15 protein-coding genes and 1 other RNA gene are annotated in these 15,798 nt (G+C 43.7%); 5 read left to right on the top strand and 11 right to left on the bottom strand.

The window, feature by feature from the left end; translation table 11 throughout:
• Positions 1-22: 22 nt before the first annotated feature.
• Genes TOL_RS04235 through TOL_RS04215 form a run of 5 tightly spaced genes read left to right on the top strand, consistent with a single transcriptional unit; the run spans position 23 to position 4,476 of the window.
• Positions 23-1,456 carry a circularly permuted type 2 ATP-grasp protein gene (locus TOL_RS04235; protein WP_015486048.1) on the top strand — a complete coding sequence of 478 codons (1,434 nt, stop codon included), beginning with the start codon at positions 23-25 and terminating at the stop codon, positions 1,454-1,456.
• Positions 1,450-2,382 carry an alpha-E domain-containing protein gene (locus TOL_RS04230; RefSeq protein WP_015486047.1) on the top strand — a complete coding sequence of 311 codons (933 nt, stop codon included), beginning with the start codon at positions 1,450-1,452 and terminating at the stop codon, positions 2,380-2,382. Before TOL_RS04235 ends, TOL_RS04230 begins: the two co-directional genes overlap by 7 nt.
• 13 nt (positions 2,383-2,395) lie before the next feature.
• Positions 2,396-3,181 (top strand): transglutaminase family protein, encoded by a 786-nt coding sequence (locus TOL_RS04225; RefSeq protein WP_015486046.1) that lies wholly within the window; start codon positions 2,396-2,398, stop codon positions 3,179-3,181.
• A gap of 32 nt (positions 3,182-3,213) precedes the next feature.
• Positions 3,214-3,927 carry a proteasome-type protease gene (locus TOL_RS04220; RefSeq protein ID WP_015486045.1) on the top strand — a complete coding sequence of 238 codons (714 nt, stop codon included), beginning with the start codon at positions 3,214-3,216 and terminating at the stop codon, positions 3,925-3,927.
• 18 nt (positions 3,928-3,945) lie between these two features.
• Complete coding sequence (locus TOL_RS04215) at positions 3,946-4,476, top strand: NADPH-dependent FMN reductase (RefSeq protein WP_015486044.1); 531 nt, start codon at positions 3,946-3,948, stop codon at positions 4,474-4,476.
• Here TOL_RS04215 and TOL_RS04210 read toward each other — a convergent pair.
• From TOL_RS04210 to TOL_RS19010, 11 genes are all read right to left on the bottom strand, one after another.
• The gene (locus TOL_RS04210; protein WP_015486043.1) at positions 4,444-5,478 is read right to left on the bottom strand and encodes a threonine-phosphate decarboxylase; all 1,035 of its coding nucleotides are present in this window, start codon (positions 5,476-5,478) and stop codon (positions 4,444-4,446) included. The genes TOL_RS04215 and TOL_RS04210 overlap by 33 nt on opposite strands.
• Positions 5,479-6,474 carry an adenosylcobinamide-phosphate synthase CbiB gene (gene cbiB / locus TOL_RS04205; RefSeq protein WP_015486042.1) on the bottom strand — a complete coding sequence of 332 codons (996 nt, stop codon included), beginning with the start codon at positions 6,472-6,474 and terminating at the stop codon, positions 5,479-5,481.
• A 58-nt stretch (positions 6,475-6,532) separates the two neighbouring features.
• Positions 6,533-7,996, bottom strand: coding sequence for an esterase-like activity of phytase family protein (locus TOL_RS04200; protein ID WP_015486041.1), 1,464 nt, complete (start codon positions 7,994-7,996; stop codon positions 6,533-6,535).
• Between the two features lie 19 nt (positions 7,997-8,015).
• Entirely contained in the window at positions 8,016-8,888 is an 873-nt protein-coding gene (locus TOL_RS04195) for a hypothetical protein (protein ID WP_015486040.1), read from the bottom strand.
• A 124-nt stretch (positions 8,889-9,012) separates the two neighbouring features.
• Entirely contained in the window at positions 9,013-9,138 is a 126-nt protein-coding gene (locus TOL_RS19400; RefSeq protein ID WP_015486039.1) for a hypothetical protein, read from the bottom strand.
• A 369-nt stretch (positions 9,139-9,507) separates the two neighbouring features.
• Positions 9,508-10,947, bottom strand: a complete 1,440-nt coding sequence (locus TOL_RS04190) for a P-loop ATPase, Sll1717 family (protein ID WP_015486038.1) — start codon at positions 10,945-10,947, stop codon at positions 9,508-9,510.
• 112 nt (positions 10,948-11,059) lie between these two features.
• Complete coding sequence (locus TOL_RS04185; RefSeq protein ID WP_015486037.1) at positions 11,060-11,386, bottom strand: hypothetical protein; 327 nt, start codon at positions 11,384-11,386, stop codon at positions 11,060-11,062.
• A gap of 486 nt (positions 11,387-11,872) precedes the next feature.
• Positions 11,873-12,174, bottom strand: an RNA gene (rnpB, locus tag TOL_RS19560) — RNase P RNA component class A.
• Between the two features lie 225 nt (positions 12,175-12,399).
• Complete coding sequence (locus tag TOL_RS04180) at positions 12,400-13,761, bottom strand: KAP family P-loop NTPase fold protein (protein ID WP_015486036.1); 1,362 nt, start codon at positions 13,759-13,761, stop codon at positions 12,400-12,402.
• A 154-nt stretch (positions 13,762-13,915) separates the two neighbouring features.
• Complete coding sequence (locus TOL_RS04175; protein WP_015486035.1) at positions 13,916-14,185, bottom strand: immunity protein Tsi6 family protein; 270 nt, start codon at positions 14,183-14,185, stop codon at positions 13,916-13,918.
• 2 nt (positions 14,186-14,187) lie between these two features.
• Positions 14,188-15,774: a polymorphic toxin type 46 domain-containing protein gene (locus tag TOL_RS19010; protein ID WP_015486034.1), complete on the bottom strand. Its 1,587-nt coding sequence runs from the start codon at positions 15,772-15,774 to the stop codon at positions 14,188-14,190.
• Positions 15,775-15,798: the final 24 nt, after the last annotated feature.

Here is a 15,798-nt window from a genome sequence, read left to right as displayed (position 1 = left end):
ACGAGATCATGCAGACACTATCATGCACCAACAATATTCTGCCCCAAACCTCTACGATGAAATGTTTTCCAGTGACGGTAATTGTCGCGCCCACTATCAAGCCTTTGCAGATTGGTTGAGCGATATAACGCCCGAACAATTACAACAAAAAAAACAAGAAGCCGATTTACTCTTCCATCGTGTAGGTATCACTTTTAACGTCTACGGTGAAGATGCGGGAACCGAACGCCTAATCCCCTTCGATTCAGTGCCTCGCATTATTCCAGCATCCGAGTGGTCGATGTTAGAACGCGGAATGCGTCAGCGCGTCGCCGCACTCAATGCGTTTTTATACGATATTTATCACGATCAAAATATTATTCGCGCAGGCATTATTCCCGCAGAACAAGTATTTGCTAACGATCAGTTCCAGCCCTGTATGCAAGGTTTGAATTTACCTGGCAATATCTATGCGCATATCACAGGTGTCGATTTAATTCGCAATGATGCTGGCGACTATTTTGTATTAGAAGACAATCTAAGAACGCCATCGGGTGTTTCTTATATGATGGAAAATCGCAAAATGATGATGCGATTATTTCCCGAGTTATTCAGTCGTCACGCCATAGCGCCCGTATCACACTACCCCGCATTATTACTCAAAACACTGCGCGAAAGTTCAGCAGTCGATAATCCTTGCGTCGTAGTTCTAACGCCCGGCAGATACAACAGCGCGTATTTTGAGCATGCTTTTTTAGCGCAGCAAATGGGCGTTGAGTTAGTCGAAGGCCAAGACCTTTTCGTGAAAAATGGCTTCGTATACATGCGCACCACGCTTGGTCCGCAGCGTGTTGACGTGATTTATCGACGTTTAGACGATGCATTTTTGGATCCGCTAACCTTTAATGCTGGGTCTATGCTCGGCGTGCCTGGGCTAACATCTGTTTATCGTGCCGGTAATATCGTTCTAACGAACGCTATCGGCACCGGCGTTGCTGACGATAAATCTATCTACCCATTTGTTCCCGATATGATTCGCTTTTATCTCAGTGAAGAACCCATTCTAAACAATGTACCAACCTACCAATGCCGCAAAGCCGATGATCTAAAATATACGCTCGATAATTTAGATAAACTCGTCGTAAAAGAAGTACATGGCGCTGGCGGCTATGGCATGTTGATTGGTCCGAAGGCAACAAAGCAAGAAATCGAAGCATTTCGTGTACAACTGAAAAACAATCCGGCCAATTATATTTCTCAACCAACTTTATCCTTGTCGTCCTGTCCTACATTTGTTGATGAAGGAATTGCACCTCGGCATATCGATCTACGTCCTTTCCTTCTTACCGGAAAAGAAACTCATCTAGTCCCCGGTGGTTTAACTCGAGTGGCATTAACAAAAGGCTCACTCGTTGTTAACTCCTCCCAAGGCGGAGGCACCAAAGACACTTGGATTCTGGAGGATGAATTATGTTGAGCCGGACTGCGAGCGAACTTTACTGGTTATCACGTTATTTAGAACGTGCGGAAAATACGGTGCGCATGCTCGACGTTAGCTTCACCGTTTCTATGATGCCAAACAAAGAAATTGCCGAACAAGAACTAATAGCGCCGCTAAAAATATCATCGACCTATGAAGACTTTATGGAACGCTACGGCATCGTTAATCGCGATACTATTTTGCAGTTTTTTGCACTAGATACGTTAAATCCAAGTAGCGTTATTAGTTGCTTAAACAGTGCCCGCGACAACGCTAAGTCTGTACGCGGTAAAATCAGTAGCGAAAGCTGGGAAGCCATTAATTCAACGTGGATTGAACTTCAAGCCATGAAGCGCTCCGGTAGCGTCGGCGATGCCAGTCGCTTTTTCGATTGGGTAAAAGAACGCAGTCATTTGTATCGCGGCGCTGTTTATGGCACCAGTTTGCGTAACGATGCTTTTCGCTTTCTGCGCTTAGGAACATTTTTAGAACGCGCGGACAACACCGCCCGAATTCTCGACGTTAAATATCAAATCGAAAACCAACAAGATGACGAAGGTTCGCTTGAATATTACCGTTGGGTCGCCGTACTGCGATCACTCGGAGCTTACGAAGCCTACCAAGATATTTTTGGCGACCGCATAACCCCAGAAAAAGTCGCGCAGCTACTTATCCTGCGCGCAGAAGTACCACGATCTATTCGAGCATGCTTAGAAGCCACCAACGATATTCTGCAAGACATCGAAGGTAAATCAGGGCAAGCCGCCAAACGCTTAGTAGCCGTGCAGTATGCACGCATTCAATTTGGTGACAGTGACTATATTTTTCGCGAAACAGGATTGCACTCCTATCTAACCGATTTTCTCGCACGTATAGAAACCATCGCCAACAGCATTCATACCGCTTACATGGAAGCGGTATAAACGGAGAAAGCCTATGAAACTCGCAATTGAACACACGACACATTTCGAGTTCGACGAAAGTACACGCCACAGCGTGCAATATTTACGACTGACACCTTTCGATAGTGGGCGACAAAAGGTTTTGAACTGGTCTCTATCCTTGCCGACAGACGCCAGTGAAATTACTGATGGATATGGCAATGTCATGCATGTTTTCACCATCGACGAACCACATAGCAACTTTGATATAACCGTTTCTGGAGAAATTGAAATTATGGACGACTTACTCGAAGACGATGATCACGAACTATCCCCGTTTGTGTACCTGCGCCAAAGCGATCTGACCAAACCAGATAAAGCCTTGCGCGACTACATGACCACAAGCCCACAATTTACCAGCACACATGATGGCTTATGTGGACTCATCAACGATCTGCAAACACGCTTACGCAAAGAATCGACCCCGAACACGGATCCTTCAAGTGCAGCCGACGCCTTTGCACACTTGTGGGGTGATAGCATCTCTGCCACTCATGTATTCCTATCGTGCTGCCGTTATACCGGTGTTCCAGCTCGCTATGTCAGCGGCTACCTGTATAGTCCAGACGCGAAAGAGATGAAAAGTCATCAGTGGGCTGAAGCTTGGTTAGACGACGGCTGGCATACATTCGACGTACAACTCGGTTTGACGACTCCGAGCCGTCATCTAAAGTTAGCCGTGGGATTGGATCATCTCGACGCCTGCCCGCTACGCAGTGTAAAATCCGGCCACGGCACGGAAGCATTTTCTGCGATACCTAACAGGCGCAAAACCGGATAGGAATACCGGCTAATCATCTAGCAGGCTAAGTTATGACATATTGTGTTGCGCTCAAACTTCGAGAAGGTTTGGTTTTGTGCTCAGATTCTCGCACCAATGCGGGCGTTGACCACATTGCGAGCTTTCGAAAACTGAGCGTGTTCGATATCCCCGGTGATCGAGTCATTTTTCTGCAATGTGCAGGCAACTTGGCCAGCACGCAAAGCGTAATCAACATCCTGCGTCATGGTATTCAGCATGAAGAACGCCACATCCTTAATGTAGGTTCACTATTTGAAGTAGCCGAACTGATTGGGCGAACGATTCGCCACGTTATTAGCCGCGACGAAGGCCAGAATCAGGGAATCGATTTTGGTTGCAACATATTGGTAAGCGGTCAAATCAAAGGCGATGAGCCAAGTCTTTTTCATGTTTACCCACAAGGTAACTTTATTGAAGCGACTGAAGACACACCATATTTTCAGATTGGTGAGAGCAAGTATGGCAAGCCTATCCTTGATCGGGTTATTACTTGGGAAACTCCGCTAGCCAAAGGCATCCAATGCGCCTTGATCTCAATGGACTCGACGTTACGCAGTAACCTGTCAGTAGGTATGCCACTCGATACGATTTCATATCCGGCCAATCTTCTCGATAACCCTGGCATTCGCCGCTTAGATGAAAATGACGAGCATTTCCTAAAGCTACGCACTGCTTGGTCCGATGGATTGAAGAATCTTTTTAATGAACTGCCAGAGTTTTTCTAAGCAGATTTGGAATCGAAAATGAAATTTCTATTGTTGTCGGGTAGCTTTCGCAAAAATAGTTACAGCCTTGGTCTATTAGATGTTGTCAGCGAGCTATTGATTGCTCACCAAACCGCGCGACCACAGCTTGATAACTTGCCGTTCTATTCCGACGACATAGAAATCAATGACACAGCAATGAGTGCTCTCATCACTCAAATCGAAGACGCAGACGGCATTATTGTCTGCACCCCTGAATACAATCATAGTATTCCTGCGGTCCTTAAAAATGCGATTGATTGGGCGTCACGTCCAGCGTTTCATTCTTGCTTAAAAGATAAGCCAGTCACTTTTATTACTCAAGCTGTTAGCCCCGTTGGAGGCGCTCGTGCACAAGCGCATTTAAAGTTGGTGTTCGATGCTTGCCTATCTAAACTACATAACAGCCATGAAATGATGATTGCCGGAATAAATCAGAAGTTTAATGCTGAGATGCAACTTACTGATGACCAAACTCGCCAACGTCTGCAACGACATCTAGACGGGTTTATTCAATTTATCGAGTGTTAGCCTCAAACGCTCTAATTCATGCGGCTGTACTAACCCCAAACGCAATAATCCTTGCTGACGAAAACAACGCGTCCAAATTTTATGTTCAGCCAATAAAACTTGCGCAGCGGCAACGTTAGGCACGGCCAAAGTACAAAATAGCGAAGTGCTCCCGATCAGATTGAAACTCGTCAAAGCTTCTCTCATTGCTCCACTGCATTCTTGCAAACGCTGGCGTTGAGCGCATTGCCACGCTATATCTTTAAGCGCTTGTTGCGCCAACCACATACTTGCACCCGCAAGCGGCCACGGCCCGATACGCTGGGCCAGTGCGGCTCTAATATCATCACTAGCGAACAACACACCAAAGCGCAGACCCGCTAAGCCAAAGAACTTACCCAATGATCGCAAGACAATCATATTAGCCGGCATATCATCAGCCAAGATGCTCTGTTCTGGCGTCGCATCAATAAAGGCTTCATCACACACCAAGTAACCACCAACAGTGGCTAATTGTTTTGCCCACTGTTGCAAATCAGCTGACGAAAATAATTCACCACTGGGATTTCCCGGATTAACCACAATTAAAACATCGGGAAAATCCGTACCGTTTAAAAAGTTAACTTCGATCTCGTCTTGGGTTAATTCTACAACTGTATGCCCTTCGGCACGCCAGCAAGCCGCATGTTCACCATAAGCCCCTGCTAACACCCAAACCGTTGCACGAGTAAAACACTGCGGCAAAACTTGAATAGCAGCCTGACTTCCCGCGACTGCAAGTCCAGCAATACCGTAATACGCTTGTATTGTCTGATTTAATTCATCGTTAAATGATGGCAAATCGTGAAAAACAGCTTCAGGAAAAATGACTTTTTGCTTATTGTCCGCCCACCAACTGAACGGGCTAACAGCACTGGATAGATCCAACCATTCTGATCGCGCACCACCAAATTTTTGTATGGCATAAGACAAGTTCGCGCCATGCGCAACACTCTGCAATATTGGCTTTATTTGAATCGCCATTTATAACGTGCTCGTTAATGCAAAAGCTAACGCAACTAAAGCGCACATGCTCAAAGCGAATATACAAGCACGGCTTACCAATATAATCGACACTGGGATATCCACTGGGGTAGCCGGTGATCCAAATCCCATTGCTGGCTTGTCCTTCCAAACACCGTGGTAGCATGCCCGCGCACTTAAACGTACGTTCAACGCGCCCGCACCTGTGGTCATTACCACACCGCCATTAGGGCTAGCACAATCACGCGCCTGAACTCGCCAACACGCCATCGCTTTCATACCGTGCTCACCAGCGACTAGAATAAAACACAGCGCGGTTAAGCGTGCGGGGATATACGCCAGTACATCATCCAAACGCGCAGCCGCTTTACCGAAATATAAAAACCGATTATTTTTATAGCCCCACATAGCATCTAAGGTATTGACCCAACGATGCAACAATGTGAAAACAGCGCCACCAATAAAAAACCAGAATAACGACGCAAATAAAGCATCCGAAGAATTTTCTAAAACACTTTCAATATCCGCTTGGGCAATTTCATCAACATCTAACTCTGCAACATCACGGCTGACGATCCAACTGAGTTTTAAGCGTGCTTGATCAATATCGCCCGCCATCAATGCTTGCCACACGGCCAATGCGTGTTGCTGCAAACTTTGCCAACCAATACATAAATACAGTACAGCCACCTGAGCAAGACACCAGCCCACCAGCGATACATCAGCCAAAAGTGCAAACAGCCAAACCACGAGTAATAAAGGCGATAGCACAATCGCTAAAGCCAAAGCACCGATGACTATACCAAGCTTGCCGTTCCCTTGATTTAACCGCTGCTCCCACCAACTCGCCCAGCGACCAAAGCCAACCAAAGGATGAAACTGTGCCGGCTCGCCCAATAAGCGATCGAGTAGCAAAGCGAATACACTCAAAGCGACGAATAAAAGGGGAAGCAAAACAGAAGAAATTGCTAACGAATCAGAATAGAAAAACAGCATATCACTAGCGCCAATGAATATTGGCGCTAGTTTATCAGAGAATTGCCTTTAGGATTTTTTACTGAGCAACAGACAGATCAACCGGAACGATATACAGGTGGTTACCGTCAATCGTATTGGTGTCCAACATCTTTTGCTCTAAATCACCGTCAGCGGTAGACCAAGTGGCAAAGTCATCATCGTTGAGTACGCCTAAGTACTTATCGTTGATAACCCAAAGGCCTTCCATTTTATCGTGGGCATAGTTCACTTCAGCAACCATATCCACCACCAAAGATTTCTCTACCGGCACAATGTTATTGCTGCTTAACGTCGACCAGTCGCCATCCGCTAGAACCTGTTGTTCCAGCGTATTACCAGCAATCGTTAACCCAAGATCTTCGTCTTGAACTAAATCGCCTGAAGCAGTGATAGATTCGATGTCAGTACCTGTACTTAAATCAATACGATAAACATGTTTCATCGCCGAAGGATTAGCAGCTTCGGTGCCGTCAGGGCCGCCATAAAGGAAACTACCGTCGCGTTCGATAACCAAAAACTCTGTAGCACTGAGCGCTGCAATTTCTGAGTTCGAGTTAGCGCCTTTTTCTTGCTTATACAGATACTGATGTACCGCCCCATCTTCAACGTTAACCGTGACGATACGAGTAAGATCCATATTCTGAACCGACTTGTTTGGTAACTGCATGGTCGATTGCATAATACCAACCAATGTTTTTTCGTCTGGCGTGATCGCCAAACCTTCCATACCACGATTAGCGCGACGATATGCAAATTCCGCTGGCAAATGGTGTGTTACACGCGTATCGCTAGCGAAGGCATTAATACGATCAATTTCTTTACCCTCCGCATCAAAGTGAACCATATGTGGGCCATACTCATCACTCACCCAAAAAGAGCCATCTTTTAATGCGACAAGACCTTCAGGATCTAAGCCGTAATCATCTAGCTTAACGGGATTTGTGGTTTCGTCGTAAGGCTTGCTGCCATCCACCAAAACCGGTGATCCATCCGCGTTGTAAGGGGTTTCACCCGTTCCACCCAATGCAGAAGTATTCGGTAAACCGGTAATTAACGTGCCATCAGGACGTTTTAATAACACGGTTTTAACTAACGAAATTTCACCGCTGGTGCTCACTTCAAACAAACCGATACGAGGCGTGTAATCTGGTGTAGGGAATTTTTTTCCCTTACCGTAGGAACCCGTATTAAATGTCGCATTAGGGCCGCGGTCGGTTAATGCATAAAAACGGTTGTCACTGACAGGATCTTTCGTCATCGCCGAACCAAAGCCACCATTACGTATTTCAAATGGTAAAGCCGTGCTTACATCAACCAAATCAGCGCGCAAGACGCTATAAGGCAGCACAACACCATCCGCTGGAAAGTTATCGGTAAAAGCTTCAGCGACCGGGCTCTCATCAACCACTACCGATGAATTATTGTTAGACGAATCACCGCCACAACCCGTTAACGCGATAGATGTAATAACTGTGGCTAGTAAGGATTTATTAAATGTCATTATTTATTCCTATATTTAATTATTGGCAAAAAGAAGGATCATATTGGTAAACGAAACGAGTTTTAGTCTGGGCATTGGTATCCACCCATTGGCTAAGCCCCTGAATGGAAATAAATGCATCGCGAGCTCTATTAACGACTTTTTTTGTATAATTTGCCGAGCTATCGGCATATTTAAATGAAATTTCTGCAACGGCAGGTGTCGTATTCTGTGAGGGCGAACCTATGTACCAAAGCGTAATACTGAACTCAGCATCAAACTGGCCCAAGTCAATAAATACGTTTTTATATACACGCTCACTGAGTGTCAGGTTGCTAACAACACTGAGGCTTGTACTGTCACTAAAACCATAATTGCTCGCAAACCCAGGAAAGTGTGCATGAATATCATCCATGCGGTTAATCGTGCGAGAGTTTCCTGCTGTAGTGGAATGACCGTACTGAAACTTAAAGTTATTATCTGTGCTAACACCTACGTCAGCCTCCAATTTAGTCTCTGCGCCACTGGTCGATGACGATAAATCCTCAAAGTCAGAGATATATCGGTCAGGACTACGAAACTTTAACGTAACTTCTGACTGACCACTTTCAATGCGCTCACGAAAAGCATAATTAATGTTATTGAGTACACAGCTTCCTTGGGTATCAAAAAACTCAACCTGACGATCATGTGTTAACTGTGCCGTACCGCTAACATTGCGATTAATGGCGGCCTCAACAACCGTTTTGACATCGGCCATTAAATCCTGAACATCGCTGTATTCTGTCGTATAGCTAAATAGCGAGGCATCAAGCATAAGCTTGTATTCACGCGAAGTGACATCAGGATTGGCCTGTACAGAACCAATAAAAGTAAACCCAACAACGAGGAAAAAACTGACCTTGCGAAACATCTAATAAGCCCCTTTTTTAATCTTCCAACTAATAAGGTGAAGCAGAGTAAGGGACTTTGATGAATCAATTATGACAGTTTAAGTAATTATAGTGGTTCAATGATTCCTGACACTTAATAAGGCGTCACAATAACGCCAACAACGAGCCGACTACATCTCCAGCGCCACCAAGTCGTTCAAAGTCATAATAATCTGACGATTTATGACTCATCCACTCCTCAATAAACTCTTCCCAGTCATCAGCAGACATTGTAGATATCCGGTTTTGTCCGGTAATGTGTTTCCCAGAATTCAAAACCATATGATCCTTTTTATCCACTCTTGCTATCTGGTACATTAACTAATAGCCGAATAAAGTATGAATAATGCTTCGAGAAATGATCTTTTTATTAATGCACACACGCGTTTTAGCACATCCGAGTCTATCCCGCCATTTTCGACAAGAAAAGTACATATCACGACAAAACAACCAAAATTTCTCTACACACTCCGATTAAAAAGCCAATTTGGCATTTACACTAAACCACCACTCACAAAAAAGCCCGCGATCCTTTCAGTCAGCGGGCTCTTTCAACAGGCCCAATAGTGACTGTGTCGATTAAATGTTTTGACCTCGTTACTACTCGCTTGGGCTAAGCGTTGCAATAATGTCCGCAATATTATCTGGTTGTAGCGCCCACCTGTATGCAGGATGTATCTCCCAGTCAAAACCAAAATCTACAAACTTGTGTGAAAGATATCGACTTTCCTCAAAGTACCTTCTTTCGACGAAATCACCTTTATCTTTCCGAGCAGTTAAAAAATTAATTTTATAAAGAAAAGCGGCTATATCTTTAGCATCTGCTGACTTGTTACCAAAAAAATTCAAAGGATGGTTTTGTTGGATATTATGTATTTTTTCCAGCAAATTAGCTGTTGTGTACACATAACCTTCTTTAGCCTTTTTCTCTACCTTTGAAGGCTTCATAGAAAATAGTAGTCTTTCTATATTTGGAAGCTCGGACCTATATTCATTGATGGTATCCTGCAGTCTTCCTTGAGAGTATTCTTCGAACACACTATTGAAGTCTAAAGTACCGATAATTTCACGGTCCTCTTTACTGGCATGCTTAGCTGCTAATGTGCATAGCTTAACCAAGTCCCGAGGCCGTTTTCTGATTAAAGACATCAATATTCGATATGTTGGAATGTGTTCCCATTTTCCTCGACCATTAAATACTGGTTCCATCACTTCTGAGAGCCGCTCTGCTAGCATCGTCTGAGAAAGTTTTAGAAGCTCTTCTGTGCTAGTGTTTCTCCCCAAATGATGGTCAATTCGTTTTGCCAAAAGTGCCAATATTTCATGATTTGTCCATGAATACCAAACAACCGAGCCTTCAATTTTATCAGTTGATTCATCTGAAGTTCTAACCAAGTAATACACATCAGATCTGAGGCTAACTCGAAATGCAACTCCTTTGCTCTCTGAAGCAAGATCTCTAATTGCATTTAAAAGCGCAGAAATCCTACGAATATCATTTGTAGTACCTTGCCATCCCCGATCCAAGTCATCTAAATAGACGTAAATTTTTCCACTTTTTAAAAAGCTATCAATTACCGCTTGCTTTGTCGGTTCAATATTTGCGTAATTTTCTGGTAAAAACGTAGCTTGGAGAAAATCAATAAATTGCCCCCCATAACTATTTAATTTTTTCCGCCACCCTTCATGAAGCAATCCGAATGAAACGAGTGCTTTTCGAGCTATAATCTGTGAAATCCCGATTTTCCACTCTCGGATCAGCTTGAGAAAGTCTGTCTCATCTTCACCGATACCTGCAATATCATCTGGTTTAATAAGTAGAGTAAGCTTTTTTTCTTGATCTTGTTCCGCCTTAGCAACGTGGAAAAGTGCTGATTTACCAATGCCTTTATGTCCCACCAAAATTCTAATGGGAAGTTCATTGGCGACTTGGCTATAGACTTTACCCTTAAAGTAGTAAGCCCTAAGTCTATTGATATCTTCATCCTCAGCGGCTTCATGGCCAAATATTTCTGCGATATTTTCTTCAGTAAACTTCACGTTTATCTCCAATATTGACGATTAGCTCTAACGTCCGCATTTGCCGCTGGTTTTGGGCGGAGTGGAAAACCACAGTCCCTATAAAACCGTTTGTAATGTTAATTCTATTCGTCTACTCCCTTTTAAATTTTACATTAGACCAGTTTTCTTTTCTAACTTTCTTTAATGCCTTTTGGTGGGCCTCATATGTAATTACTGAACCGTCATATCCCTCACCAGGTAATCTAGTTTTTTTATTCACAACTAGTGCTTGCAAAGGAGCCAGTTTGTTTTCATGGCAAAACTCTTGTATCTCGGAAAGAAACCAGCGAGCAGCTCTGTGATGAAGACCAATCCGATTACTAATTTCTTTATATGTAAACGGCACACATGTTGTTTGTGCTCTTTTGACCAATAGAGGCCAAGCTTTTTTCGCCCTAAAAAAGTGATCAATCGCCATCAAGTAACTCCTTATTTTGACTCGTTTACATAACAGCATATTAATGTCCTAGCACACTTCCCCGGAACTAATAAAAGTACGTAAAATCTACAACCTATTGATTTCAAATGGGCATATTCCATTACATTGTCAGTTTATTCTTTGAAAGTATGCGCGCAAACTATTTCGGTTACTCATGGCACACTATTTCGCAAATCGAGTCTATCCCTCCATTTTCCTCAAGAAAAGCACATCTCACGACAAAACAACCAAAACCTCACTCCCAACTCAGATTAAAAGGCCAATTTGGCTATTTACAGTACCCCCCCACCCACAAAAAAGCCCGCGATCCTTCCGGACAGCGGGCTCTTTCAACAAGCCTAACTTACCAACCTGTTTTCTCTTTCAGCGCTTTACCAATGTCCGCTGGGCTCCAAACTGTGGTAACACTCTAGTGGTCAAGTATTTCCGGACAGTTACTGTTCCCAGAACTGGCTTTTAGTATTCAAGCGGAGTCAACCGATAAGCCGGGTTCTGTCTTGAACAGTCATTCGTCTAGGCCTGCAATCACTCACAGGCTCAAGCAACCTACCCGTTCCCAGCGCGGGCCGCGCCTATAGGGAACCTATTTGGTCTTGCTTCGAGTGGAGTTTACCATGCCACGAACTGTTGAATTTTCTTCAGCTACGGCGGTTTTGTACCAAATTTTGTACCAAATTAAAAGCCCAACCAATTGATTACTGGCACTCCGGAGTTCCCATGATACGGTGAACAACATTGCGTGAAAGCGCCTATTGTGAGCTATTTCAAGCATACAGTCCTGACGTGGATGTAGAGAAAGTCCGCAAGTGACGAATGAACATTGGGTATTATATAGTAAAAAATTATTGGGCAGCTTGAATATCGAGTAGGTGTTACTGGAAAAACAATGAAACATCGCGGGGATAAAAAATCGAAAGCGTATAGAAATCGACGGTTCTGCCCCCTTGAGTTCTGAATTCTGAATTCTGAGCATAGAACGTTGCTTTAAACAATCAAGCCAAACTCAGAACATCGAATACTTTGACAAATTCATCAAATATAGCTTTTTGATTATAGTCAATCGAACGAAATCCATTCTTAAATTGTTCCTTCATTGCCAGCCTACTAACGTCCTCTCCAACATCCCAATATCCATTATTCCTATTAAATTGAGATCCAATATACCATGCAAACACCTCAATGAAATCACAGAAATCAAAATCCTCACCTGAAATAGTCTCTGTAATTCCGAGAAGTGGATATATACTCTCTCCGTCATATATATTAAAAATTATTTGATTCTTAACATCCGGCCTGAAGCAATATATAAAAATAGAAAATATTTTAATAGCTTCAAAACCATAATCAAAATCGTAATTATAGTTACGATTTAAAGCACTATATACAGACAAATAGCGGACAAAGGCTTCGATCTCCCTGAGAGATATTTTATTTATTTTTAGCAAGCACTTACAAAATTCATTTAGTGGGGCCCTGCCTTGTCTAAGAGAACTAACCTTAAGAATATCAGACTGCTCTATACATGCATCAAAATGCCGATCTGAAACATCGTATTTTGAGTATCCACCCGATGGAATAAAATTAGGAAGTTCAAACCTAAACTTAAGAAACTTATCCAGATAACGCTGCGCATCAACTACAGCACCATATTCATGATTTACCGCTGCTTTTAACTGTAAAGTATTTGTCACCAATACAAAACTAACACCTTCTACATCGAAAGTATGCTTTATTACCTCAAGCACCTGCACTGCATAGTTCGGGCGACAACGATCAAGTTCATCAATAAAAATAACAATGGGATTGCTTTTGGCTATATCTCTAAGTGTGGCTTGTAATGCTTCTAGACTTTGCTCTGCCCGCTCATGATCTTTAAGCATTGCGCGTACCGTTGCGTCTATCGCAGCATTAGCGGTGTCTTGGATATGCTCCTCAAGCTCATCTGCAACATCATCTGCATTCTCTCGAAGCACATGACTTACACCAGCCTTTAACAATGCTTTAATACCAAAACGAATAACAGGAACCGCTTTCTGAAGGAAATTCTCTTTTTGATCTTTAGGAATAAGTGATAACACCTCTGCCAGAATTGTCATCAAAGCATCGTCAGCATGATCTGCGCGAAATGCGTCGACATATAAAATTCTGTAATTTTCATGTTCATCTTTGAACTTATTAATCAACTTATGACAGAATTCGGTTTTCCCTGTACCCCAGTATCCATCAACCACCATGGGCGATACATCAATATCGGAACATAAAAGCTTAATAACCTTATCAGCGACCTGCTCTCGAAAAAATTCATCGCGGCCATTATCACCAATGAAACGTAATTTTCGTACTTCATTAGACATAGTTGTTACCTCATCCATCCCAGTAGAGGGGGAAAGCTATTTAAATTACTAACGAGACCACGGAGGATCTAGGAGCTGAACTATTAGACTTTGGAGAATGAAACAGCTTTAACTTAGTTGCATTCAACCCTGACCCCATGAATCTGCTTGGCATCTAGTTATGAATTATGTATGAATTTATTCTGCTAATCTTCTCTTCCAACTCTTCTTCTGGTCCAGCAAAGTTTCGAGATGCTATTATCCCAAAATTTAACTTTTTGCCATTCAACTTTACTCGGTAATCCAATCCATTTTCGTAGCAGTTTTTTAAAAATTCGAGCTGTCTTGCTATAGAAGCGTAAATGTTAGAGTCTTCAGATGTTTTCTCTTTCAGTTGTATTTCTGGTAATACCTCGTCGATCATGTCGACTATTTTATCTTTCATACTTATAGACCTATAGTGGAGTTTTTGACTGAATTATTGACTAACAATTGAACCCCTCCTCCGGAGGTTTTAACTGGATTAGCCGGAACGGTCCAGTCATCGAGCACTGGCTTTGCATAACTTTGTAGTCCTGTACCCTCTGGAACTTTAAATGCTTTTAATGATCTAGTGTCACCATTAAGACCTAAAGAATCTGGGGATTGATTGCTTAAAGGATCAAACCAGTTTCCGGGATGGCCGTGAGATTTGACATACTGAGTCATTGTGTCAGGCGGAGGAAAGGAGACGACCTCAAGAGGTTGCGACAAGTCGACACCACCAATAACTCCATCGGAAGCACTTCCCAATGCGTTATCGATTTGTCCCTCCGTAAAGCCATTATTTTCTAAATAATGTCTAGCTACTTTGTCTCTGGCAGCAATATGCTCAGGGGTTGAACCTTTCGATTTCGCTAGCTCAACTTCTTCAGGAGTTGGTTTTAGTGTCTTATGTTTATTTTTATCATCGTGGCTGCCCGATACCTTCCCATCCTCCGCCCCATGCGGATCAGTCGGCTTAATCTCCACTTCATCCACATCAAAGACAGAAAACTTAGCCGTATTGCCTTTAGCTTTGCGTTTTTTGCCTTCGAGTTTTAGCTTGCGTGTGGCTTTGGCGAAGTCGCTGAGTAAATCCCCAACCTTTTGGAACTTCTTAATCAGGTGCGCTTTGCTGCCAACCGCAGCAACAACGCCTACGCCACCGGTAACGGCTGCAACTATGATGGTGAGTATTAATTCAAAGGCGGCGGTGCCCGCGACATTGGTGATTTCAATGGCGTGTTGGGCTTCGGCGTAGTCTTTCACAAATTGATAGAGCATGTCGCGCAGGCTTGGGTCTTCGATCACCAAGTTGGCCATCGCCATGGCTTCGTCAATTTGTTGTTCGGTAATTTGTGATGGATCAAAACCTAGGGCTTCGACCAGCTCGCGTTTTTCGCCTTTGACGTAGGTTTCGGAGTAGGTTTTAGAAAAGTCCTCCGATTCCCATGCGGCTTGCAGGGCACGGGCATGGTGCTGCATTTTTACAAAGGGGTTTACGACGTCGCTCACTTCTTTTAGCCATACCACCATGCCCCACGCGGATGAACCAATGCCTTGCATAAAGGCACCGGTGTAAATGACGCCTTTCATCACGGTGGTTTCTTTATCCATCTGCTTTTGATACATGGCCGCTTCGGCGCGTTCGCCCGCCACGATGGCCATTAATGCATTGCGGATTTTTACTCGTAGTTCGTTGCGTGGATCAGGTTCGTCGTCGTTGATGGCGAGCGCAGTGCCGATTTTTTCAATCGTGAGATACGAATTACTTAGGGTTGTGCTGAGTGCCGCTTGCGGGCCGCTCGGCAGATTCGGGATTTTGGTGAGTACATTGAAATAGAAGTGATTGTGCGCATCATACAGCCCGCTCACCGGCATTGTGCTGAGCAGGTTATCGTTAAGTAATGAGCTACCTGCACCGAGGTTTTCAGGATGCCAGAACCTTGGCCCTGCACCTGGGCGCATGCGGTAACGGTTACCGTGTTTATCTTCTAACTCAAAATCGGCCATATCCCTGTGATCGTCCGTCTAGTC

The sequence above is a fragment of the Thalassolituus oleivorans MIL-1 genome, from assembly GCF_000355675.1.
Taxonomy (GTDB): Bacteria; Pseudomonadota; Gammaproteobacteria; order Pseudomonadales; family Oceanobacteraceae; genus Thalassolituus; species Thalassolituus oleivorans.
Note: the sequence above shows the minus strand (reverse complement) of the source record. Positions and strands in the feature narration are given on the sequence as shown.

Bases quoted from the DNA above. Each gene is read 5' to 3' on its own strand.
- cbiB (WP_015486042.1), bottom strand. From the start codon at position 6,474: ATGCTGTTTTTCTATTCTGATTCGTTAGCAATTTCTTCTGTTTTGCTT.
- TOL_RS04210 (WP_015486043.1), bottom strand. From the start codon at position 5,478: ATGGCGATTCAAATAAAGCCAATATTGCAGAGTGTTGCGCATGGCGCG.
- TOL_RS04215 (WP_015486044.1), top strand. From the start codon at position 3,946: ATGAAATTTCTATTGTTGTCGGGTAGCTTTCGCAAAAATAGTTACAGC.
- TOL_RS04200 (WP_015486041.1), bottom strand. From the start codon at position 7,996: ATGACATTTAATAAATCCTTACTAGCCACAGTTATTACATCTATCGCG.
- TOL_RS04230 (WP_015486047.1), top strand. From the start codon at position 1,450: ATGTTGAGCCGGACTGCGAGCGAACTTTACTGGTTATCACGTTATTTA.
- TOL_RS04180 (WP_015486036.1), bottom strand. From the start codon at position 13,761: ATGTCTAATGAAGTACGAAAATTACGTTTCATTGGTGATAATGGCCGC.
- TOL_RS04235 (WP_015486048.1), top strand. From the start codon at position 23: ATGCACCAACAATATTCTGCCCCAAACCTCTACGATGAAATGTTTTCC.
- TOL_RS04195 (WP_015486040.1), bottom strand. From the start codon at position 8,888: ATGTTTCGCAAGGTCAGTTTTTTCCTCGTTGTTGGGTTTACTTTTATT.
- TOL_RS04185 (WP_015486037.1), bottom strand. From the start codon at position 11,386: ATGGCGATTGATCACTTTTTTAGGGCGAAAAAAGCTTGGCCTCTATTG.
- TOL_RS19010 (WP_015486034.1), bottom strand. From the start codon at position 15,774: ATGGCCGATTTTGAGTTAGAAGATAAACACGGTAACCGTTACCGCATG.
- TOL_RS04220 (WP_015486045.1), top strand. From the start codon at position 3,214: ATGACATATTGTGTTGCGCTCAAACTTCGAGAAGGTTTGGTTTTGTGC.
- TOL_RS04225 (WP_015486046.1), top strand. From the start codon at position 2,396: ATGAAACTCGCAATTGAACACACGACACATTTCGAGTTCGACGAAAGT.
- TOL_RS19400 (WP_015486039.1), bottom strand. From the start codon at position 9,138: ATGTCTGCTGATGACTGGGAAGAGTTTATTGAGGAGTGGATGAGTCAT.
- TOL_RS04175 (WP_015486035.1), bottom strand. From the start codon at position 14,185: ATGAAAGATAAAATAGTCGACATGATCGACGAGGTATTACCAGAAATA.